General features: G+C 67.5%; 15 protein-coding genes and 1 pseudogene. 10 read left to right on the top strand and 6 right to left on the bottom strand.

The window, feature by feature from the left end:
• Window positions 1-80: 80 nt before the first annotated feature.
• Window positions 81-818 (top strand): acid phosphatase, encoded by a 738-nt coding sequence (locus NS355_RS07490; RefSeq protein ID WP_058745118.1) that lies wholly within the window; start codon window positions 81-83, stop codon window positions 816-818.
• On the opposite strand, the gene NS355_RS07485 is transcribed toward NS355_RS07490, so the two are convergent.
• Window positions 796-3,486: a TonB-dependent receptor domain-containing protein gene (locus NS355_RS07485; RefSeq protein ID WP_084787666.1), complete on the bottom strand. Its 2,691-nt coding sequence runs from the start codon at window positions 3,484-3,486 to the stop codon at window positions 796-798. The genes NS355_RS07490 and NS355_RS07485 overlap by 23 nt on opposite strands.
• 130 nt (window positions 3,487-3,616) lie before the next feature.
• Between NS355_RS07485 and NS355_RS07480 the strand changes: the two genes are divergently transcribed.
• The 5 genes from NS355_RS07480 (at window position 3,617) to NS355_RS07460 (ending at window position 12,162) form a co-directional block, all read left to right on the top strand.
• Complete coding sequence (locus NS355_RS07480) at window positions 3,617-7,234, top strand: hydantoinase B/oxoprolinase family protein (RefSeq protein WP_244489590.1); 3,618 nt, start codon at window positions 3,617-3,619, stop codon at window positions 7,232-7,234.
• Window positions 7,234-7,896 (top strand): DUF969 domain-containing protein, encoded by a 663-nt coding sequence (locus tag NS355_RS07475; protein ID WP_058745116.1) that lies wholly within the window; start codon window positions 7,234-7,236, stop codon window positions 7,894-7,896. The genes NS355_RS07480 and NS355_RS07475 overlap by 1 nt, the downstream gene beginning before the upstream one ends.
• Window positions 7,893-8,798 carry a DUF979 domain-containing protein gene (locus tag NS355_RS07470; protein ID WP_058745142.1) on the top strand — a complete coding sequence of 302 codons (906 nt, stop codon included), beginning with the start codon at window positions 7,893-7,895 and terminating at the stop codon, window positions 8,796-8,798. Before NS355_RS07475 ends, NS355_RS07470 begins: the two co-directional genes overlap by 4 nt.
• Window positions 8,795-9,790: a DUF2891 domain-containing protein gene (locus NS355_RS07465; RefSeq protein WP_058745115.1), complete on the top strand. Its 996-nt coding sequence runs from the start codon at window positions 8,795-8,797 to the stop codon at window positions 9,788-9,790. Before NS355_RS07470 ends, NS355_RS07465 begins: the two co-directional genes overlap by 4 nt.
• A gap of 98 nt (window positions 9,791-9,888) precedes the next feature.
• Window positions 9,889-12,162 (top strand): TonB-dependent receptor, encoded by a 2,274-nt coding sequence (locus NS355_RS07460; RefSeq protein WP_244489589.1) that lies wholly within the window; start codon window positions 9,889-9,891, stop codon window positions 12,160-12,162.
• Window positions 12,163-12,207: 45 nt separating this feature from the next.
• Here NS355_RS07460 and NS355_RS07455 read toward each other — a convergent pair whose 3' ends face one another.
• The 3 genes from NS355_RS07455 to NS355_RS07445 form a co-directional block, all read right to left on the bottom strand.
• Window positions 12,208-12,960: a FadR/GntR family transcriptional regulator gene (locus NS355_RS07455; RefSeq protein ID WP_058745114.1), complete on the bottom strand. Its 753-nt coding sequence runs from the start codon at window positions 12,958-12,960 to the stop codon at window positions 12,208-12,210.
• Window positions 12,961-13,022: 62 nt separating this feature from the next.
• The gene (locus NS355_RS07450) at window positions 13,023-13,832 is read right to left on the bottom strand and encodes a DeoR/GlpR family DNA-binding transcription regulator (RefSeq protein WP_058745113.1); all 810 of its coding nucleotides are present in this window, start codon (window positions 13,830-13,832) and stop codon (window positions 13,023-13,025) included.
• Entirely contained in the window at window positions 13,829-15,334 is a 1,506-nt protein-coding gene (locus NS355_RS07445; protein ID WP_058745112.1) for a glycerol-3-phosphate dehydrogenase, read from the bottom strand. The genes NS355_RS07450 and NS355_RS07445 overlap by 4 nt, the downstream gene beginning before the upstream one ends.
• 121 nt (window positions 15,335-15,455) lie before the next feature.
• Here NS355_RS07445 and glpK point away from each other — a divergent pair, with 121 nt between their 5' ends.
• Window positions 15,456-16,949, top strand: coding sequence for a glycerol kinase GlpK (gene glpK / locus NS355_RS07440; RefSeq protein ID WP_058745111.1), 1,494 nt, complete (start codon window positions 15,456-15,458; stop codon window positions 16,947-16,949).
• Window positions 16,950-16,951: 2 nt separating this feature from the next.
• Window positions 16,952-17,695 carry a triose-phosphate isomerase gene (tpiA, locus tag NS355_RS07435; protein ID WP_058745110.1) on the top strand — a complete coding sequence of 248 codons (744 nt, stop codon included), beginning with the start codon at window positions 16,952-16,954 and terminating at the stop codon, window positions 17,693-17,695.
• A gap of 405 nt (window positions 17,696-18,100) precedes the next feature.
• Here the strand turns inward: tpiA and NS355_RS07430 are convergent, their stop codons facing one another.
• Both NS355_RS07430 and NS355_RS07425 read right to left on the bottom strand, forming a co-directional pair.
• Window positions 18,101-19,129, bottom strand: coding sequence for a glycosyltransferase family 4 protein (locus tag NS355_RS07430; protein ID WP_058745109.1), 1,029 nt, complete (start codon window positions 19,127-19,129; stop codon window positions 18,101-18,103).
• Window positions 19,130-19,148: 19 nt separating this feature from the next.
• Window positions 19,149-20,033, bottom strand: a complete 885-nt coding sequence (locus NS355_RS07425; RefSeq protein ID WP_153008106.1) for a UDP-2,3-diacylglucosamine diphosphatase — start codon at window positions 20,031-20,033, stop codon at window positions 19,149-19,151.
• 401 nt (window positions 20,034-20,434) lie between these two features.
• Between NS355_RS07425 and NS355_RS18180 the strand changes: the two are divergent.
• A pseudogene (locus tag NS355_RS18180) lies at window positions 20,435-21,460 on the top strand (DDE-type integrase/transposase/recombinase).
• A 255-nt stretch (window positions 21,461-21,715) separates the two neighbouring features.
• Entirely contained in the window at window positions 21,716-22,462 is a 747-nt protein-coding gene (locus tag NS355_RS07415; protein ID WP_153008105.1) for a copper homeostasis protein CutC, read from the top strand.
• Window positions 22,463-22,524 lie beyond the last annotated feature (62 nt).

Raw genomic sequence — 22,524 nt, 5'->3', positions numbered from 1 at the left:
TTTTGAAAGCCCCTGTCCCCAATCGGCGGCCGACAGGCTCTTGGGGGCATTGGTCCAAGTCTTGGTAAGGGATGGGTAACATGGCGAAGCGGACAAGGCGGTGGGGGCTGGTGGCCGCGATGGCACTGGTCGCGATGGCACCGGCGGCAGCGCCCGCACGGGATACGGCGGGGTATCTGGCGGCGGGCGAGGGACTGGATCTGGCGGCGGTGCTGCCCGGACCGCCGACCCCGGGGTCGCCGCGCGCGCTTGCCGATGCCCGGGCCTTTCGTGACAGCCGTGCCCTGAACGGCACGGAACGGTGGAAGCAGGCGACCGCCGATGTCTCCAGCGACATGGGCGAGCGTTTCGCCACCGCGCTGGGTTTCCGGCCCGACTGGACCAAGCTGCCCGTGACCGCTGCGCTGTTGGCGAAGTTCGACGCGGATCGCTCGGCGGCGATCGGATCGGCCAAGGCGCACTGGCAGTCGAAGCGCCCCTTTATCGGCGGCGACCTGCCGATCTGCGAACCGCGCAGGCCGGGGCTGATCGCCAATGGCGACTATCCTTCGGGCCATACCGCGCATGGCTGGGGCTTTGCATTGCTGATGGCCGAGTTGCTGCCCGACAGGGCGCAGCCGATCCTGGCGCGCGGGCGTGACTATGGCGACAGCCGCTGGATCTGCGGCTCGCACAGCCAGAGCGCGGTCGAGGGCGGCTATATGGCGGCCAGTGCGGTGGTGGCACGCGAACATGGCAATGCGGCATTCCGGCGCGACATGGCGGCGGCGGCCGAGGAACTGGCGCGCTACCGCGCTAAAATCGCCAGTTTGCGCTGAGCGAGACGACCCGGCCCTGCTGCGCGCGGACGGTGACGACACCGCTATTGTCCCCGGCCCGGACTTCGCCGCCCAGCGCGTCGCCCTGCATGATCGCGATCCGGTCGAACAGGTTCGTCGCGCGCAGGCGGAGCGTCAGGGCCTCGGTCGCGTCGAAACGCGCGCCCATGTTCACCAGCGCGAAGCCGGGCAGCGCCAGGGTATTGGCGTCATCGGCATAGCGTCGCCCCATCGCCGACAGGTCGCCGTCCAGCGTGACGCCGGTTCCGGGGAGCGCGGCGCTGGCCGACAGGCTGGCCATGATGCGCGGCACCCGGCGGGGGATGCGGCCGCTCAGGTCCGTGACCGTCACCGCACCGTCGATCAGGCTGGCGATGCGATAGGATTGCAGGCGCGGGTCCTGCCACGTCACCGTGGCGCGCAGCGACAGGCCGGGCAGGGGCGCGGCGCCGGCCCCGACTTCCAGCCCGATGGTGCGCGCCGCCGCCTGATACTCGCCGACCCGTACCGCGCCGGTCGCCGGGTCGAGCGACAGGTCGGGCAGGGCGATGTCGGGAAAGCGGCTGGCGAACAGCGTCGCGTCCAGGCCGGTGGTTCCACGTCGCCAGACGAGGCCGATCTCGGCCTGCTCGATGGTCAGCGCGCGGGGCTGGTCGCTGCCGCCGATGCGGAACACACCGGGGTCGGGCAGTCGCATCGCACGGGTGGCGCGGGCAAAGGCGCCCAGACGGTCGCTCGCGCGCCAGTGCAAGGCCAGCGTCGCGGCGGTGCGGGCGATACGCTTTGCCCGCGCATCCGACAGCCCCGATCCGAGCGCTATGCGATCGTCGGCCAGGGTCGTGGGATCGCCGCCGTCTATGACCTTCGGACGCTCGACCGTAGCCGCCAGCGCCGCCCGCTCATGCCGCAGCCCCCAGTCGAGCCGCCAGCGCGGGCCCAGCTGCCATTCGTCGGCGGCATAGAGCGCGACCATATGCTGGCGCCCCTGCACGGCCTCATAGGTCGAACCCGTGCTGAGGAGCCCGTCATCGGTCGCCCGTCCCAGCACCCGCCCGCTGCCGTCCAGGGCGACCAGATCGAGCCGTCGTCCCTGATCGCGCGCCTCCAGCAGCACACGAGCGACGGCCCGCCGAAAATCCCAGCGATAACCGACGACATAGAGTCCCAGCGTCAGGTCGTGATGCCCCGCCGCCTCCAGCGTATGGGCGTAGGAGAGGTCGGCGATCCCTTCGTCCAGCCGTGTATCCGCCGCCACCGGGTTCAGCACGATGACGCGGTCGTTGCCGGGCAGGGGGACGAAATCGCTGCCGTCGCTGGCGTGGCGCAGGTCGACCCGCATGGTCGTGGGGAAGGCGGCGATCACGCGTGGCAGCGCGTCGGCGATGGCCTGCGCCGCCGGGATCGCGTTCCCCGAAGAGGAGAGGGCATAACGCTCGGTTCGCGACATTCGGTAATGGGCGCGAAGGGTCAGCAGGCCATCCGCGACCGGCTGGGTCCAAGACAGCGAGGGCGTTACCATGCGATTGCGATTGTTGCGTCCCAGCGGCCGGTCGCCCAGTGCCGCAAAGCGCAGCCGGGACAGCTCTGGTCCCAGGAAACTCCCCCGCCGGGGATCGAAACCGGGTAGCGGCGTGATCCGTCCGCCGTCATACAGCATTGGGAAAGACGATATGTTGAGCGTGTCGTCGTCCAGCCCATGCACCGCCAGCGACACTTGCCCTCCGCTGCCCAGCTCATGGTCAGCGCGCACCCGGAACTGACCGCCGCCCAGAGTCGAGGCGATGCGTCGGACCGTCGGATCGCGCGCCACCGAGCCGCCCGCGATCACCCGCCATCCGCCGCCGACCGGCCCGGTCGCATAGGCTTCCCAGCGGATCAGGCCATAATCGGTCATGGTCGCGCGCATTTCGCCGCCCGGCCGGTCGCGCGGCGCACGGGTGCGCAGGTTCAGCACGCCGCCCGGTGCATTGCTGGCAAAGATCGCGGAGGGGCCGCCGCGCACATAGTCGCTGCTCTCGATCATCAGGTCGGGGCGGACGAACTGGTCGATATCGGTCCAGGGCAGCGTGTCGTGCTGCACCGGCAGGCCGTCTTCCTGCACCGCGATCGCCTGATATCCATCGAGCGGAATGCCGCGTACCCGGATGGTATTGGCCGCGACCCCGGCCGAGCTGTCGACCCACAGGCCGGGCAGGCCGGACAGAAGTTCGGCCAGACTCTGCGGCGCCCGTCGCGCCAGCTCGACCGCGTCGAGGTGCGAGGCGGAATAGCTGCGCTCCAACTCGCCCTGCACCGTCATCCCGCGACGGCCGCTGACGATTACGTCGGGGCCGGTCATCGGGTCTTCCGGCGATGGCGCGGGGCGAGCGCGCGGCGGGATCGCGCGCGGCCCTGGCCCCAGCGCGCGCACGACGATCCCGCCCGCGATCCGGCGGCAGGAAAGTCCCGCGGGGGCACACCAGCGGGCGAGCGCGGCCGCAAGACGCATCCGTCCGCGCAAGGCGGGCGAACGCCGTCCGGCCAGATCGCCGGGCCGCGCCACCAGCGCTTCGCCTGCCTGACGGGCCAGCCGGTCGAGCCCGGCCCCCACCGGCTGGGCGGGAAGGTCGATGGAGAGCAGGGGATCACCTTGCGCGGCGACCAGCGCCAGCGCGACGAGCATCGTCATGGCCGCCCCCCTGGCGGACCGGAATTCATTCGTCCCCTGCCGTTCCTGTCGTTAACCCATGGGATTCGTGCCGCCGGGCGGATAGGCGGCGATTGTGTAGCGCGCATGTCACTGACAGAAGCGGGATCAAATGACACGCGATGTGTCGGCGGAGGATGACATGCAGGATGCGATGGCGCCGTGGCAGTTCTGGATCGATCGCGGCGGCACCTTCACCGACGTGGTGGCCCGTCGCCCCGACGGCCGCGTCGTCACGACCAAGCTGCTGTCCGAAGATCCCGACCGCCGCTATGACGCTGCCGAGGCCGCGATCCGGCAGTTGACCGGGATAGGCGAAGGACCCCTCCCGCCCTGCGGCGTCCGTATCGGTACGACCATCGCGACCAATGCCCTGCTGGAGCGCGAAGGCGAGCCGGTGCTGCTGGCGATCACGCGCGGCTTCGGCGATGCGCTGGCGATCGGCTATCAGGACCGGCCCGATATTTTTGCGCGCTACATCCGCCGTGCCCCGCCGCTGTTCGCCGAGGTCGTCGAGATCGACGAACGGGTCACGGAGGAGGGACAGGTCCTGACCCCGCTGGATCGCGACGCGGCGGCGGCTTCCTTCGCGCAGGCCTATGCGCGGGGGCTGCGGTCGATCGCCATCGTGCTGATGCATGGCTGGAAGCATCAGGCGCACGAGCTGGCGCTGGCCGAACTGGCCGAGGCGGCGGGATTTACCCAGATTTCGGTCAGCCACCGCACCGCGCCGCTGATCCGGCTGGTCGCGCGCGGCGACACGACGCTGGCCGATGCCTATCTGTCGCCGGTCCTGGGCCGCTATGTCCGGGGATTGGAAGCGAGGCTGGGCGAGGCGGCGGCGGGCGGTCTGCTGTTCATGCAATCGAGCGGTGGGCTGGTCGCGGGCAAACATTTCCATGGCAAAGATGCACTGTTGTCGGGCCCGGCCGGGGGCATCGTCGGCATGGCGCGCACGGCGAAGGGCGCGGGTTTCGATCGGGTGATCGGCTTCGACATGGGCGGCACCTCGACCGACGTGTCGCTTTTCGCGGGAAGCTATGACCGCCGCTCGGACGCGGTGCTGGCGGGGGTGCGCGTGGCGGTGCCGATGATGCGGATCGACACGGTCGCGGCGGGCGGCGGGTCCATCTGTCATTTCGATGGCGGGCGGCTGCTGGTCGGCCCGACCTCTGCGGGGGCGGAGCCGGGACCGGCCTGTTACCGGCGCGGCGGCCCGCTGACCGTCACCGACTGCAACATGATCCTGGGCAAGATCCAGCCGGGACATTTCCCCGCGCTGTTCGGCCCCGACCGCAACCTGCCGCCCGACCGTGAGGCCGCCGAGGGTGCGTTGGCCGCGCTACTCGATCAGGTCGAGGCGGCAACCGGCGAGCGGCTTGACCCCATGGCGGCGGCCGAGGGACTGGTTGCGATCGCGGTGGCCAGCATGGCGCGGGCGATCCGCGCCGTCTCGGTCGCGCGCGGCGAGGACCCCGCCTCCTATGCGCTCGCCTGTTTCGGTGGTGCAGGCGGGCAGCATGCCTGTCTGGTCGCCGATGCGCTGGGCATGGCACAGGTGCTGATCCATCCGCTGGCAGGCGTTTTGTCGGCGGTCGGCATCGGCCTGGCCGACCGCAGCGTGGTGCGTGAGGCGACGGTCGGCCTGCCACTGGGTCACGAAGCGCTGGAGGCGGCGCTGGCCGAGCTGTCCGCCGCCGCCACGGCGGGGCTGGCCGAGCAGGGCGTCGACCCGGCATCGGTGCGGCTGACCATGCTGGCGCAGCTTCGTTATGTCCGCAACGATCAGACGATCGGTGTGCCCTGGGCCAACCCGGACGCGATGGCCGCCTCCTTTGCCAACGCGCATCGCCAGCGTTTCGGCTTTGTCGGCGAGGATGCCCTGGTCGTCGAGCAGCTGCGGGTCGAGGCGATTACGGGCGGCGAGGCGCAGGACTTGCCCTTACCCGCGCTGGCCGAACGGACCGCCGATCCGATCGATCGCGTCGCCATGTATTTGGCGGGTGCGCGCCATGACGTACCGGTTCACGCCCGCGAACGGCTGGCGGCGGGGGCGGTCCTGTCGGGGCCGATCCTGATCATCGATCCGGTGTCGACCGTGGTGGTCGAGCCCGGCTGGCAGGCACGGGTGCTGGCCGAGGGCACGCTGCTGCTGGAACGCGTGGCGGCCCGGCGAGAGGTGGCAGCGGAGGACAGCGTCGATCCAGTCCGGCTGGAAATCTTTGCCGGACTGTTCATGGGCATCGCCGAGGAAATGGGCGCGGCGCTTCAGCGCAGCGCGGCATCGGTCAATATCCGCGAGCGGCTGGATTTCTCCTGCGCGATCTTCGACGCCGAGGGCGGGCTGGTCGCCAATGCACCGCATATCCCCGTCCATCTCGGTTCGATGGGCGAGAGCATCCGCACCGTCATCCAGGCGCGCGGCGGCACCATGCGCGAGGGGCAGGTCTATGCGCTGAACGACCCCTATCGCGGCGGCACGCACCTGCCCGATATCACGGTCGTCATGCCGGTCTTTGCGGGTGGCGAGGCGCCTGCCTTCTTCGTCGCGGCGCGGGGCCATCATGCCGATGTCGGGGGGACGACGCCGGGTTCGATGCCGCCCGACAGCCGGACGCTGGCGGACGAAGGCGTGGTCTTCGACGATGTACTGATCGTCGAGGATGGCGCGATGCGCGAGCAGGCGATCCGCGACCTGCTGGCCAGCGGTCCGTTCCCGGCGCGCAATATCGACCAGAATATCGCCGATCTCGCCGCGCAGGTCGCGGCCTGCGCGCGCGGGGCCGACGGGCTTCGTCAGCTGGCGGCGCAACAGGGGCAGGGCGTCGTCACCCGATACATGGCCTATGTGCAGGCCCATGCCGAGGCGATGGCACGACGGATGATCGCCACGCTGTCCGATGGCGATTTTCGCTATGAACTGGACGACGGTGCGGTTGTCGCGGTGCGCGTCACGATCGATGCCGAACAGGGCCGCGCGACGATCGACTTCACCGGCACCAGCGAACAGCGGACGACCAACTTCAACGCCCCTTTGGCGGTGACGCGCGCCGCCGTCCTCTATGTCCTGCGCCTGCTGGTCGATGAGGCGGTGCCGCTGAACGAAGGGTTCCTGCGGCCCGTCACGCTGATCGTGCCGGAAGGGTCGATGCTCAACCCGCGTTTCCCCGCCGCCGTGGTGGCGGGCAATGTCGAGGTCAGCCAGGTCGTGACCGACGCGCTGCTCGGCGCGCTGGGGGCGATGGCGGGTAGCCAAGGCACCATGAACAACCTGACCTTCGGCGACGACAGCTATCAATATTATGAGACGATCGCGGGCGGTGCGGGCGCGGGGCCGGGACATGACGGCGCCGATGCGATCCAGACGCATATGACCAACAGCCGCCTGACCGACCCGGAGGTGCTGGAGACACGCTATCCGGTGCTGCTCGAACAATTCGCCATCCGGCGCGGGTCGGGCGGGGCGGGTGCGTGGCATGGCGGCGGCGGCACCGTCCGCCGCCTGCGTTTCCGCCAGCCCCTGCGCGCCGCGATCCTCAGCAACCGGCGCGTCGTCCCGCCCTTCGGCCTGAACGGCGGCGGCGCGGGGCAGCCGGGCCGCAACCGTGTCGAGCGGGTCGGTGGCCGTGTGCAGGACCTAGCCTCGACCGCCGGGATCGATATGGGCGAGGGCGATGTGCTGGTCATCGAGACGCCCGGCGGCGGCGGCTATGGGCGGAGGACGCACTGATGTGGGTGCTGGCCGGAATCGTCGTCATCGCGGGCGGCTTCCTGCTGCGCTTCCATCCGCTGCTGGTCATCATCGTCTCGGCGTTCGTCACCGGCCTTGCCGCGGGGCTGGACCCCGTGCGGATCGTCGCGACCTTCGGCCATGCCTTTAATGAAACGCGTTATGTGACCGCGATCTATATGGTGCTGCCCGTGATCGGCCTGCTGGAGCGGCGGGGGCTTCAGGCACGCGCACGCGCATTGGTCGCGGGGCTGCGCGGCGCGACGGCGGGGCGGTTGCTGACCGGCTATCTGCTGTTCCGACAGGTGACGGCGGCGCTGGGGCTGACCTCGGTCGCCGGACCGGCCCAGACCGTCCGTCCGCTGGTCGCACCGATGGCGGAGGCCGCCGCCGAGCGTCAGGGCGGGACGGCGGATGATGCGGAACGGGTCAAGGCGATGGCGGCGGCGACCGATACGGTCGGGCTGTTCTTCGGCGAGGACATCTTCCTGGCGGTCGGATCGATCCTGCTGATGAAGGGTGTGCTGGAGGGCTATGGCATCCTGCTGGAGCCGTTCCAGCTCTCGATCTGGGCGATCCCGACGGCGATCGCGGCGTTCGTGATCCACGGGACGCGATTATGGTGGCTCGACCGGCGTCTGTCGCGGGGCGGTGCGCGATGATCGGGCTGAACCTGGTCTATGCGGTGGCGGGGATCGTCTTTGCCGTCTTCTCGCTTCTATCGGCGCGTGACCGGCGCTTCGCCAATGCCGCCTTTTATGCGCTGATCACCGCATCGTTCCTGTTCGGCAACCGGCTGGGCGATGTCGCCAACGGCGTGCTGGTGCTGGCGCTGATCGGCATTGCGGCATCGGGGCGGATGCGTCGCGCCGAAGCGGTGGAGCCTGCCGAGGATCGCCATCGTGCGAAGGTCTTCGTTCCCGCGCTCATCATTCCGGCGGTCGCACTGATGGGAACGCTGGCGTTCAAGCATGCGACTACGCTCATCGATCCCAAGCAGGCGACGCTGGTCGCGCTGACATTGGGCACGTTGATCGCGCTGATCCTGTGCGGAGTGCTGCTGCGCGCACAGCCTGCCGAGCCGTTCGTCGCCGGGCGCGGGCTGATCGACGATATCGGCTGGGTCGCGGTGATGCCGCAGATGCTCGCCAGCCTGGGCGCGGTCTTCGCGCTGGCCGGGGTAGGGGGCGTCGTCGGCGAGCTGGTCGGCGCGGTGATCCCGGCAGGCAGCGTGATCGGCGCGGTGCTGGCCTATGCGCTGGGGATGGCGCTTTTCACCATCGTCATGGGCAATGCCTTTGCCGCCTTTCCGGTGATGGCGGCGGCAGTCGGCGTGCCGATCCTGATCCGCCAGATGGGCGCAGACCCCGCCATCGTCGCGGCGGTGGGCATGCTGGCGGGCTTTTGCGGGACGCTGATGACGCCGATGGCGGCGAACTTCAACCTTCTGCCCGCCGCGCTGCTGGGGCTGAGGGACAAATATGCCGTCATCCGCGCGCAGGTGCCGACCGCGTTGCCGCTGCTCGTCTTCAACATCCTCCTTCTTTACGGAATGATCGCATGACCCGGTTGGACCGATCCGTCGCCGAACGCTTTGCCGCCATGACGCTGGGCCATGTCGGGCGCGAATATCCCAATGTGCTGATCCATGTCCTGAACGGACCCGAGGATGCGCGCACGCCCTCCGACCTGCATCCGATCTTCTATGGCAGTTACGACTGGCACAGCTGCGTCCATGGCTGGTGGCAGCTGCTGCGGCTGATCCGCCATTATCCCGATCTGGACGCCGCCCCGGCCATCCGCGCGCGCGCCGATGCGATGTTCGTCGCTGACAAGGTGGCGGGCGAACTGGCCTATCTGGAGCGGCCGGGTGCGGCGGGGTTCGAGCGGCCCTATGGCTGGGCGTGGATGCTGGCGCTGCATGACGAGGCGAGCCGTCATGATGCGGGCTGGGCCGAGGTGCAGGAGCCGCTCGCCCTGTTCTTCGCCCGGCGTTTCGCCGACTTCCTGCCGCGCCTGACCTATCCCTTGCGGGTCGGTACGCATTTCAACAGCGGCTTTGCCCTGACGCTGGCATGGGACTGGGCGGGCGAGCGCGACCCTGTATTGCGCGAGCGGATCGCGGCGGCGGCGCAGGGCTGGTTCGGGCAGGATCGCGGCTGTCAGGCCTGGGAACCCGGCGGCGACGAGTTCCTGTCGCCCGCCCTGTGCGAGGCGTTGTTGATGAGCCGGGTGCTCGACGAGGCCTCTTTCCGAACATGGTTCGACGCCTTCCTGCCGCATGTCGGGGCGGGCGAGCCCGCGACCTTGTTCACCCCCGCCATCGTGTCCGACCGCAGCGATGGCAAGATCGCGCATCTCGACGGGCTGAACCTGACCCGCGCCTGGTGCTGGCGGGTCATCGCCACGAAGCTGGGGCCGTCGCATCCGGTCGCGGCCCGTGCAGGCGCCACGGCAGATGCGCATCTGGCGGCCAGCCTGCCGCATCTGGGCGACGATTATATGGGCGAACACTGGCTCGCCACCTTTGCCCTGCTGGCGCTGGAAGCCGGATGAACATGATCGTTAGCTTCTGTAAGTTGTATGACAGCCGAATAATCTTAATTTAAGCAATCGTCTGTATCCCTCTTTTTCGTGCAAGGAGGGGAGTAAGAATGATAATATGTGTTCCGCGCCTGTTGTGCGGCGTGGCTCTGTGTGTGTTGTCGGTGACGCAGGCTCAGGCGGAGACGGCACCATCCGCGTCCACGACCGACGCGACGAAACCGGGCGAGGGGGAAGACGCCGCCAAGAAGGACGGCATCGTCGTCACCACGACGGCACAGAAGCGTTTCGAGAATATCCAGAACGTGCCGCTGGCCGTTCAGGTCATCTCCCCCGCCGAGCTGGACGCGCATGGCGTGCGCCACTTCCAGGAATTGGGCAAGGTCAGCCCCTCGCTGGTCATCCGTCCCGCCGAGCAGCCGGTCAACGGCACCGTCTCGCTGCGGGGTGTTGGCACGCTCGCCTTCGGCATCGGCGTCGAGACCGCCGTGGCGATCACCGTCGACGGCGCGGCTTTGCCCTTCATGGCGCGGGTCTACACCGACCTGCCCGATATCGCCCAGATCGAGGTGCTGCGCGGGCCGCAGAGCACGCTGTACGGCAAGGCGGCCTCGGCCGGTCTGGTCAAGATCATGACGGTGCAGCCGACCGACGATTTCCATGTCCGCGCCAATGCCACGGTCACCGGCGACCGCGAATATGGCACCAATGTCAGCGTGACCGGGCCGATCAGCGATACGCTCGGCTATGTCCTGTCGACCGGCTATTCCCATTGGGACGGCAATGTCCGTAACGTCTTCAACGGCAAGCGGACCAATGGCCGCGAGACCTTCAACACGCGCGGCAAGCTACGCTGGAAGGCGTCGCCCGACGTCACCTTCACCCTGTCGGGCAATTATGTCGATGGCAATGCGACGATCGCCCGGCCCTTCGTGGCGGTCGCGTCGAATGCGCTGCTGCGCGGCGTCGCGGGGCAGACGCCGTCGGTCGTCTTCCCGGGCGTGACGCCGGGCCCGGACAATCAGAATGTCAGCAACAATTACTGGTCGCACAACAAGTTCTCGGGCGGCGGCGCGCTGCTCAGGAGCGAGGCCAATATTGGCCGGATGAATATCCTGTCGCTGACCTCCTATGATCGTTTCCGGCTGGACGATTATCTCGATCAGGACGACACCGCGTCCCCGGCCGCGATCGGCAGCAATACCCAGGTCGGCGCGTTCAAATCGCGGATGTTCACGCAGGAACTGCGCCTGTTGTCACCGGGTGAGGACGCATTCCGTTATGCACTGGGCGTCTATTACGCCAATACCGGCTTCGACCGGCCGTTCCAGCGCGGTCCGGCCTTCTCGCTCGCCAACTGGTATGCCACCACCGGATCGCGGCAGGTCGCCGCCTTCGGCCAGATCGACTGGGAGTTCGTGTCGAAATTGACCGGCACCATCGGCGGTCGTATCCAGAACGAGCGCGTCAAATACACCTTCGCCGACAATCTGGCGCGGACCAGCTATGCGGGGAATGCCGACGACACCGCCGCCACCTATCACCTCGGCCTGACCTATCAGGCGACGCCCGATGTCATGACCTTCGCCAGCTACTCGACCGGCTATAAGGGTCAGACCTACGACCTGACGACCGGGTTCAACCAGAACCGGGCGGCAGCGGGGCCGGTCAAGCCGGAGCGGTCGCGCGACAAGGAACTGGGCATCCGCACCCAGTTCTTCGACCGTCACCTGACGCTGAACGCCACGCTGTTCGACACCGACTATACCAATCTCCAGGCGCAGACGATCGAGACGCTGGCGGACGGCACCAGCAATTTCCGCCTGACCAATGTCGGCAAGTTCAAGACGCGCGGGATCGAGATCGAAACGGCGGCACGGCTGGGCCGCGACATCGCGCTGCGCGGGGCGATCACCTATCTCGACGCCAAGTACACCTCCTTCCCCTCGGCGCAATGCTATCCGATGCAGACGGCGGCGCAGGGGTGCAGCGGCTCGCCCGCCCGCCGCGACCTGACCGGGGTGCGCGCGCCGCAGGCTCCGGTATGGAAGGGCAATTGGTCGGTCGATTATACGCCGCCGCTGACCGACACGCTGGACGGCTTCGCCCAGGTCGCCGGGGAATATCAGTCGAGCCTCTATTATGTCGCGGCCGATCCCCAGACCTTCCAGCCGGGCTTCGCCATCTTCGACCTGCGGCTGGGCGTCCGCTCGCATGACAAACGCTGGGACGTGACGGCGTTCGTCAACAATCTGTTCGACCAGCAATATTATGCGTCGCTGGTCAACACGGCGGGCAATTTCGCTGGCCGTACGGCGACGCAGGCGGTCCTGCCACGCGACTTCCGCCGCTATGCCGGCGTGCGGTTCGGCGTGAATTTCTGAGTCAGATCACCCCCTCCCCTTCAGGGGAGGGGCCTGATTATTGTTTCAAATCTTCAGATGCGCCGTCCGGTCGCGCTTCGCCGCCAGTGCCTGGCGCACCTCGGCCACCGCTCGGGCCTCGCTGGCGATCAGCAGGCCTTCGAGCGCGGCGGTCAGGTGTCGCTGCATCGCGATCCGCGACGCGACGGGATCGCGCGAGCGCAGCGCCTCCAGGATCGCAGCGTGGTGCTCGACGATCGGGCGGACATCGATCTCGCGGACCTTGGCGTCGAGCAGGACGCTCTCGGCCGAGCGGAGCCGCTGTTCCCAGAGCCGGTCGATCGTCTCCAGGATCGCGCTGTTCCGCGTCGAACGGGCGATCAGCGTGTGGAAAGCGCGGTCGGCATGGAAGGCGCCGCCGACCGTGTTATTCTCCTCCTCGATCGCATCGACCAAAGTCGCCAGTTCGTCGAGTTCGCTATCGGTGATCTGCGAGGCCGCCAGCGCCGCCGCTTCCGGCTCGAACAGCAGGCGCGCTTCGGCGACTTCCATCGCGGAGACGCCGAAATCGGGCGTCTCGCCCTGGCCCGGCAACGCCACGACATGCGCGCCCGACCCGATCCGCACCTCGATAAACCCCTGGACTTCCAGCGCGATCAGCGCCTCGCGGATGACCGGGCGGCTGACGTCGAACCGCGTCGCCAGCTCGCGTTCGGCGGGCATGCGCGTACCGATCGGGTAGCGGCCCTCCTGCAACTCGGTGATCAGCGTGCGGGCGAGTTCCCGGTAGAGCCGGTCCTGGGTCGTGTTGTTGTCCATCACGACCCTTATAGGGGCCGAGGCGGGAGGCTGGTCAAGCGCCAGTCTCAGACCAAATTGTGTCAGGCCAATTGCGACATTTTACCGCGGTCGGTCTCGACGACGACCGTCCCGGCGATGCGCGCGGCCTCCGCCAACCGGGCATCCGCGGTGTCGGTCACGAGGAAATCGACATCGCGCATGTCGCCGACCCGCACGGGTGCTGCGCGTTCCAGCTTGGACCCGTCAAGGGCCAGCAGCACCTGCCGCGCCTGGGCGATGATGGTCTGCGACACCCGCACCTCGTCCACGTCGAAGTCGAGGAAGCTGCCGTCCGGATCGATGGCCGATGCGCCGATCAGCGCCATGTCGACCTTGAACCCCCGGATGAAGTCCATCGCCAGAGCGCCCACCACCGCCCGGTCGCTGGCGCGGACACGGCCTCCCGCGGCGATGACCTCGATCGAGGGACGGCCACCCAATATGTCGACGACGTTGAGGTTGTTGGTGATGACCATCAGGTCGCGGTGATCGACCAGGGCGCGGGCGATCGCCTCGGTGGTCGAGCCGATATTGATGAACAGGCTGGCCCCGTTGGGCACCAGCGCCGCGGCCGCCGATCCGATCGCAGCCTTGGCGGGGGCCGCGACGCTGCGCCGTTCGGCATAGGCGAGATTGTCGGTGCCCGAGGTCACGACCGCGCCGCCATGGACCCGCGCCAGCATCGACTGGCCCGCCAAAATGTTGAGGTCCTTGCGGATCGTCTGCGGCGTCACGCCCAGCTTTTCGGCCAGTTCGTCCACGCCGACGCTGCCCGTCCGCCGCGCCACGTCGAGGATCGCGGCATGACGCGCCGCGACGATCTCCGCCGATCCGGGGGCGGGAGGCTTCACGCGATGCCCTGCTCAGCGAGATAGGCGGCCAGCCGCTCGGGCGTTCCGGAGGGTACGTGCAGGCCCAGCTTGCTGCGGCGATAGAGGATGTCCTCCACCGTGCGCGCCCATTCGGTCTTCACCAGATAATCGACCTCGGCGGTATGCAGCCCGCCGCCCAGATCGGGGCCAAGATCGCCTAGCCCGATCACCGCATCGACGCGCGTGCCATAGGCGCGGGCCAGACGGCGGAGCAGGGCGGGGGGCAGATCAGGTTGGCGTGTGGCCAATTCGCGCAGGAACGCCTCGAAATCGGCGTCGGCGATATCCCCGCCGGGCAGCGCCGCTCCGGCTGTCCACGCCTCCCCGGCGGCAGGGAAGAACCGCGCCAGTTCGCGCATCGCGTGTTCGGCGAGCTTGCGATAGGTGGTGATCTTGCCGCCGAAGATGTTGAGCATCGGCGCGCGCTCCTCGCCGTCCGCGCCCGTATCGAGGTCGAGCACATAGTCGCGCGTCACCGCCGAGGCATTGGCCGAGTGATCGTCATAGAGCGGCCGGATACCGGCATAGCTCCACACGATATCGGCCTCCCCGGTCTTCCGCGCGAAATAACGGTTCACCGTGTCGAGCAGATAGCTGGTTTCCGCCGCACCGATCTGCGCCTTGGCGGGCGCGTCGGTCCAGGGTTCGTCGGTGGTGCCGACCAGCGTGAACTTGCCCTCATAGGGAATGGCGAAGACGATCCGCCGGTCGTCATTCTGGAGCATGAAGGCATGGTCGCCCTCATAGAGGCGCGGCACGACGATATGGCTGCCCTTGACCAGCCGGACCCCGCGATCGCGCCGCGCCCCATGGGTACGGCCGATGACGTCGGCGACCCAGGGGCCCGCCGCATTCACCAGTGCGCGGGCGCGGACGGTGCGCGTCCGGCCCGCCGCCTCGATCGTCGCGACCCAGCCATCGCCCTCGCGCTGTGCATCGATCAGCCTCGTGCGCGTCGCGATCGTCGCGCCCCGCTCCGCCGCGTCGATCGCGTTGAGCACGACGAGGCGGCTGTCCTCGACCCAGCAGTCCGAATAAACGAAAGCCTTGCCCTTTCGCGGCGAAAGCCCGTCGCCGAGCGCCGAACGCTCCAGCGAGACCGTGCGCGTGCCCGGCAACTTCTCGCGACCGCCCAAATGGTCATAGAGGAACAGGCCCAACCGCACCATCCAGGCGGGCCGCGGCGACTGGGTCTGGGGCAGGACGAAGGACAGCGGCCAGATGATGTGCGGCGCCATGTTCAACAGCCGCTCGCGCTCGATCAGCGCCTCTCGCACCAGCCGGAACTCGCCATATTCCAGATAGCGCAGACCGCCATGGATCAGCTTGGTCGAGGATGAGGAGGTGTGGCTCGCCAGATCGTCCTGCTCGACCAGCAGCACCGACAGGCCGCGCCCGGCGGCGTCGCGCGCGATCCCCGCACCATTGATCCCGCCGCCGACGATCAGCAGGTCGATCCTCTCCATCGCATGGTCCGTCATGCCGCTTGTCCCTGTTCTTGAGCGCCGTCCTTGCTATACCATCCGGACCGAAAACGAAAGCATTGACGTTCATATGAAAGCGTGTGACGTTTCAAAACGAAAACAGGGAGAGGGGTGAGCGATGGCGTCGCACATTCTGGTGATCGATCAGGGCACGACCTCGACGCGCAGCATCGTGTTCGACGGGCAGGCCCGCCGGGTCGCCATTGCACAGGCCGAGTTCGCGCAGCACTACCCCGCGCTCGGCTGGGTCGAGCATGACCCGGAGGATATCTGGCGCGATGCGCTCGCCACCGCGCGCAAGGCGATCGACGAAAGCGGCGTCGCCCCGGCGCAGATCGCCGCGATCGGCATCACCAACCAGCGCGAGACGGCGGTCGTCTGGGACCGCGCCACAGGCGAGCCGATCCACCGCGCCATCGTCTGGCAGGACCGGCGCGGCACCGACCTGTGCCAGACGCTGAAGGCCGATGGTGCCGAGGATCTGGTGCGCGAGCGGACCGGATTGCTGATCGACCCCTATTTTTCGGCGACCAAGCTCGCCTGGCTGCTCGACCATGTCGAGGGCGCCCGGGCACGGGCGGAACGCGGCGAATTGGCGTTCGGCACGATTGACAGCTTCCTGCTCTGGCGGCTGACCGGCGGGGCGGTCCACGCGACCGATATCACCAATGCCAGCCGCACGATGCTGTTCGACATTCATCGGGGCATGTGGGACGAGGAATTGTGCCGTCTGCTGCGCGTGCCGATGGCGATGCTGCCAGAGGTGCACGACAATGCGCATGTCTTCGGCACCACCGCCCCCGATCTGCTCGGTGCGGCAATTCCAATCGCAGGCATGGCGGGCGACCAGCAGGCGGCCTTGTTCGGGCAGGCCTGTTTCCGCCACGGCATGGCCAAGTCGACCTATGGCACCGGCTGCTTCATGCTGCTCAACACCGGCGATACGGCGGTCGCGTCGAAGCACCGGCTGCTGACCACACCCGCCTACCGGCTGAACGGCCGGACGACCTATGCGCTGGAGGGATCGATCTTCGTCGCGGGGGCGGCGGTGAAGTGGCTGCGCGACGGGCTGGGCGTCATTACCCATGCCAGCCAGACCGACGATCTGGCTACGCAGGTGCCCGATAGCCACGGCGTCTATATGGTCCCCGCCTTTGTCGGCATGGGCGCGCCCTATTGGGAGCCGGATGCGCGCGGCGCCATTTATGGTCTGACGCTGGGCGCCAGTGCGGCGCATCTGGCGCGCGCGGCGCTGGAGTCGGTCGCCTATCAGACGATGGACCTGGCCGAGGCGATGAAAGCCGATGCAGGCGAAGGCCCCGCCATCCTGCGCGTCGATGGCGGCATGGCGGCGAATGACTGGCTGTGCCGCTTCCTTGCCAATATGATCCGGACGCCGGTCGAGCGGCCCGCCGACTTGGAGACGACGGCGCGCGGCGCGGCCTTCCATGCCGGGCTGGCGACGGGGGTGTGGTCGGGCCTCGATGCGCTGGAGAAGCTCTGGTCGCGGGAGGAATGTTTCGAGCCTTCCATGGCCGAGGACGCCCGCGCGCCGCTGGTCACCGGGTGGCGCGACGCGGTGGCCCGGACGTTGGCCAAGCCGGGCGCGTGACGATGGCGAAGCGGCCGCTGCTGGTCGGTAACTGGAAGATGCATGGCGATGGCGGCGATTTGCCGACCGTCATCGCGATCGGTGAGGCGGCGCGGCGGCATCCCGCCGTCGATGTCGCGCTGTGCTTGCCTGCGACGCTGATCGAGCGGGCGGGGCGCGTTTGCCTGGGCCTCGCCATCGGGGGGCAGGATTGCCATGCCGAGCCGAACGGCGCGCATACCGGCGACATTTCCGCCGCGATGCTGCGCGAGGCGGGCGCGTCGCTGGTCCTGCTGGGCCATAGCGAGCGGCGGCACGACCATCACGAGAATGATGTGTTGATCGCGGCCAAGTTGCGGGCGGCGCGGGCGGCGGGGCTGGATGTGATGCTGTGCGTCGGCGAGACGGCGGAGGATCATGCCGCCGGTCGATCGGCGGAGGTGGTCCGGCAGCAACTGACGCGTTCGCTTGCGGGGATGGGCGGGCAGGGGATCGCCATCGCCTATGAACCCGTCTGGGCGATCGGCGGTGACCGTACGCCCGATCCGGCGGAGGTCGCGGCCATGGCCGGGCTGATCCGCGATACGGTTTCGGGGGTGCGCATCGTGTATGGCGGCTCGGTGACGCCCGATAACGGTGCGGCGCTGTTCGTCGATGGCGGGGTCGACGGTTTTCTGGTCGGTCGCCAGAGTTTGGATGCCGAGGCGTTCATCGCGATTCTAAAATCGATCGACTTGGCAACACGCCAAATTTCGTCCCCATCGTAGGGGACCGTTGCGAAGCACCCCGAGGTTATCCGGTGAAGGCGGGGGAGTGAGCTCTTTTTGCCAGGACCCAAGACGGCCCCCGATCCTGCTTCTCGGCGTCTGGCAGGGTGGAACGGTGCTGGTAACGGACGGGTCTCAGACAGGCTGGAATGATCGGGTCATCTTGCCAGCAGCCGGTGGCGGCTATTGCGCGCCAGGCCGCGACAGCGGACGCAGGTCAGTCCCGTCCAGCAATGCAGCGTCGCGAACGCACTGTCGATGGCGGCCCGGCGCAGGGCAATGAGGCAGTTGTGCCTCCACTGCCAGCGGGTCAACGGTGGGCCGCCGCCCTGGCTTTTATGCCTGACTCTCGCCACGATCCCATGAAGGGGGGACTTGTGTCGGTTCAAGGTCTTGTCATCAGGCTTAAGCGGCAACCTTCAAGTCACGATGGATCGGCGCCAAAGCGGCCAGGAACTGTTCGGCACTGGCGCGCCACGAGAAGCCCTGGCCAAAGGCCGCGCAGGTCGTGCGATCAAGCGTCAGCGCACCCGCGATGGCCCGGTTCAGCGCCTCGTTCATCACCCCGACCGCTGGGCTGAGCACATCTAGCGGCCCCTGGACCGGCAGGGCGGCAACCGGTGTTCCGCAAGCCAGGGCCTCTATCATCACCAGCCCGAACGTGTCGGTCCGGCTGGGGAAGACGAAGACGTCCGCCGTACGATAGACGGCGGCCAGATCCTCGCCGAACTTGGCGCCCAGGAAGCGCACCTCGGGATATTGCTCGGCCAGCGCCGCACGGGCGGGGCCGTCGCCGACCACGACCTTGGTGCCCGGTGTCCGTGTTTCGAGAAACGCCGCGATGTTCTTCTCCACCGCGACGCGGCCTGCATAGAGCTGCACCGGGCCGGGCAGTCGCGCAACCATCGCGTCACGCCGCCCTTCGGCGCGGAACAACGTGGTGTCGACGCCGCGTCCCCAATGCCGGTTCTGCGGCAAGCCATGCGCGGCCAGCGTCGCGGCTACACTGGGCGTCGAGGCCAGGATCGCGGTCGACGGCGTATGGAACCAGCGGACATAGCGCCAGACCAATTCCGGGCTGACCGCCTTCACCCGTGCCGCGACATATTCGGGGAATTGCGTATGATAGGCGGTGGTGAAGGGCAGTCCGTGCGACAGGCACCAGCGTCGTGCGAGCAGCCCCAGCGGTCCTTCCGTCGCGATGTGCACGGCATCGGGTCGAAAGCCGCCAAGCGCCCGCCCGACCGCGCCGGGGGCGGGCAGCGCCAGCCGGATTTCGGGGTAGGTAGGGCAGGGGACCGAGGCGAAAAGGTCGGGGGAAACCACGTTGACCTCATGGCCCATCGCGCGGAGTTCGGCCGTGACCGATTGCAGGGTGCGGACCACGCCATTGACCTGGGGCGCCCAGGCGTCGGTGACGATCGCGATCCGCATCCGGCCTTGTCCTTTCCGATCAGGCAGCGATGGCGGCGACGGTCGGCTTGGTCCGCCGGGCCTCCATCTCGTCGCCCCAGTGCAGGATCTCCATCGTGCCGTCGAAATGCTCGACCAGCGCGGTGCAGCCTTCCACCCAGTCGCCATCATTATAATAGGTGACGCCGTTGATGTCGCGGATTTCCGCCGTGTGGATATGGCCGCATACCACCCCGTCGACGCCGCGTGCGCCTGCGGCATGGGCGACAACTTCCTCGAAATGCGAGATGAAGGCGACGGCGTTCTTCACCTTGGCCTTGGCGTGCTTGGACAGCGACCAGTAAGGGCGCTTCATCCACCGCCGGACGATGTTCACCCAGCGGTTCACCTCCATCAGCGCGGTGTAGGCGAAGTCGCCGACATGGGCGAGCCAGCGATGCGCCAGCGTGATCGCGTCGAACTCGTCGCCGTGCAGGATCAGCAGGCGGCGGCCGTCCGCCGTCTCGTGGATCGCCTTGCGACAGATGGCGATGCCGCCGAAATCCATGCCGGTGAACTGGCGGAAAATCTCGTCGTGATTGCCGGGGATATAGACGACGCGGGTGCCGCGCTTGGCGCGCTTCAGCAGCCGCCAGACCACGTCGTTGTGCGCGGCGGGCCAATAGAATTTCTTCTTCAGCCGCCAGCCGTCGATCATGTCGCCGACCAGATACATGATCTCGCTGTCGACATGGTCCAGAAAGTCGATCAGCATCTCGGCATTGCAGCCGCGCGTGCCGAGATGCACGTCCGAGATCCAGATGGTGCGGTAACGGCGGCGCTCATGGCCCTCGGGCTCGGGCGTCACCGGCGCGCGGGGGATGAAGTCGAGGATGGCGGCGTCTTCGTGCAGCGAGCCATCGATCGGAATGCTGGTCATCGGCATCGTCGGAACCCCACGCTTGGCGTTCCGTATGTCATAGGCGTCATCTGTTACGCCCGCGTCGCAGATCGGTGACAGGCGCGCAGCAGTTTCATGACTCGGGGAAGTCACCGCATAAGAAAAACCCGCCGATCCCGAAGGACCGACGGCTTGTTTTCTTTCACGCCCCTCTCGCAAGCGAGTTTCAGGTCGGTCTTGCCCCCGGCATGACCTAAAAGATGCGGGGCATCGATTACCTGAAACCGGGATGGGGGAGGGCAAGGCCACAGGCGACAGGCTCTGTGAGACTTCAATACCTCCCCTCGGTCCCCTCCCGCCTGCGGGAGCGGATGCAGAAAGGGGCTTAGATGTCTGATCCCACGGTGTGATGGTACGTTTGACCATTGCGCATGGCGGGAGGAGCAATGGGGCAGGTTCTACACGGGAGCGCCCGCACGACTGAGGCAGTCCCCCGGCCTTCGCCGGGGCGGGCTGGCGATACAGCGGAGCAAAGAGAGCGTAAGGGCGCTGGCCCGACGACACGGCATCAGCCCGACCACCGTCCAGAAGTGGCGCAAGCGGGCGAGCGTCAGCGATGCCCCAATGGGGCCGGAGGCCAATCATTCCACCGTGCCAACGTTGGACGAGGAAGCGATGATTGTGGCGTTCCGGCGTCACACGCTGCTGCCGCTAGCCTGCTCCCGCGTAGGCGGGGACTGCCTCTACGGCCTCCAGCCGACGATCCCACATTTAACCCGTTCCGCGCTAGACCGCTGCCTGCAGCGGCTTGGAATCGGCCGGTTGCCCGAGGTGGACGGTGACAAGCCAGCCAGCCAGAAATTCAAGTCATAGGCGATCGGCTACTTCCACGTCGACATTGCCGAGGTCCGCACCGGGGAAGGCAAGCTCTACTTCTTCGTCGCGATCGACCGGACATTAAAGATTGCTTTTGCCAGGCTCCGAGACAAGGCCAACGTTACCAGTGCCGTCGCCTTCCTCGACGAGCTGGTCGAGGCGGTGCCCTATGACATACACACCATGCTGACCGACAACGGCATCCAGTTCGCACACCTGCCGAAGAACCGGGACGGACCCACGGCACGCCTGCGCGGTCACCCCTTCAATCGCGCCTGCTGGCGGCATGGGATCGAGCGCCGGCTTACCAAGCCGAACCACCCCTGGACCAACAGCCAGAGTCTGCCCCGGCGAAGGCCGGGATCGAACGAATGAACCGGACAATCAAGGACGCGATGGTCAAACGCTATCAATACGACAGCCATGACCAGCTTCAACAGCACCTTGAGCTATTTATCGAGGCTTACAACCATGCCCGCCGGTTGAAGACGCGCCACGGCATCACACCCTAGGAATATGTCGCACGCACCTGGACAGGAAACCCGAGCCGATCCAAAATCGATCCGTACCGCCACTCCTCGGGACTACCCACCTAGCCCATGTCCTCGGCGGTGATGACGTCGGCGATGGCGTTGGCCTCGCGCTTGACGTTGATCGCGATGCGCAGGCCGAAACTACCAACTTGTAACCAAACTGACATTGGTCCGTAAACGGAAAAAATGTGACGTTCTCGTCATGAGACCATTGGGCTGGCGCATTGTCCGGCGTGCTGCTTAAATGACGCATCTGTGAAAGGTTCGCGCGGCGGTGGTCCGGGTGCGCGAGGCGAATGGACCGGGGGGGAGTTCAAGATGGTCATGTCACCAGTCCGCGCCGGAGTGCCGCTGCTGGAGATCTGCGTCGATGACGCGGAGGGTGTGGCGGCGGTCGTGGCCGCGGGGGCGGACCGGATCGAGCTTTGCGGCGCGCTGGGCCTGGGCGGGTTGACCCCCTCGGCGGCGCTGGTGGCTCATGCGGTGGAATCCGGCGTTCCGGTGCATGCGATGGCGCGGCCGCGCGATGGCGACTTCCGTTATGACCGTGCCGATATGAGACTGGTATTGAAAGAAATTCGCCACATGGTGGCGATGGGTGTCGCGGGCGTCGTCGTCGGGGCGATGGCAGACGACCAGCGGCTCGACCTGGAGGCGCTGGCGCGCTGGCGGGAGGCGTCGGCCGGGGTGGCTATCGTGTTGCACCGGGCGATCGATCTGGTGGCGGACCCGGTCGAGGCGGTCGGGCAGGCGGCGGAGCTGGGCTATGACCATATTCTGACCTCGGGCGGGGCGGCGACGGCCGAACGGGGCGCCGACGTCATTGCGAAGATGGTCGAGGCTGCGGATGGGCGGCTGTCGATCATCGCGGGATCGGGCGTCTCGGCGGAGAATGTCAGGGCGCTGATCGCCCGGACCGGGGTCGATGCGATTCATGCTTCGGCGAGTGTGCGGGAGGATTGGGGGGATTCGCGCGTGCTCGACATGGGCTTTGCGATAGGGCCCAGGCGTCGGACGAGCGCCGATCGCATCGCGGCGATACGGCAGAAAATAGGGGAAGGATAAAAGCCAATGTATGCCAAATATAATACCTATTGCTCACTTGGTTTGGCTGGGATAAGCCCGTT

Origin of the sequence: Sphingomonas yabuuchiae (assembly GCF_001477495.1) — a bacterium.
GTDB lineage: Bacteria > Pseudomonadota > Alphaproteobacteria > Sphingomonadales > Sphingomonadaceae > Sphingomonas > Sphingomonas yabuuchiae_A.
The sequence above is the reverse complement of the archived record's forward strand: the minus strand, read 5'-3'. Positions and strand labels throughout refer to the sequence as shown.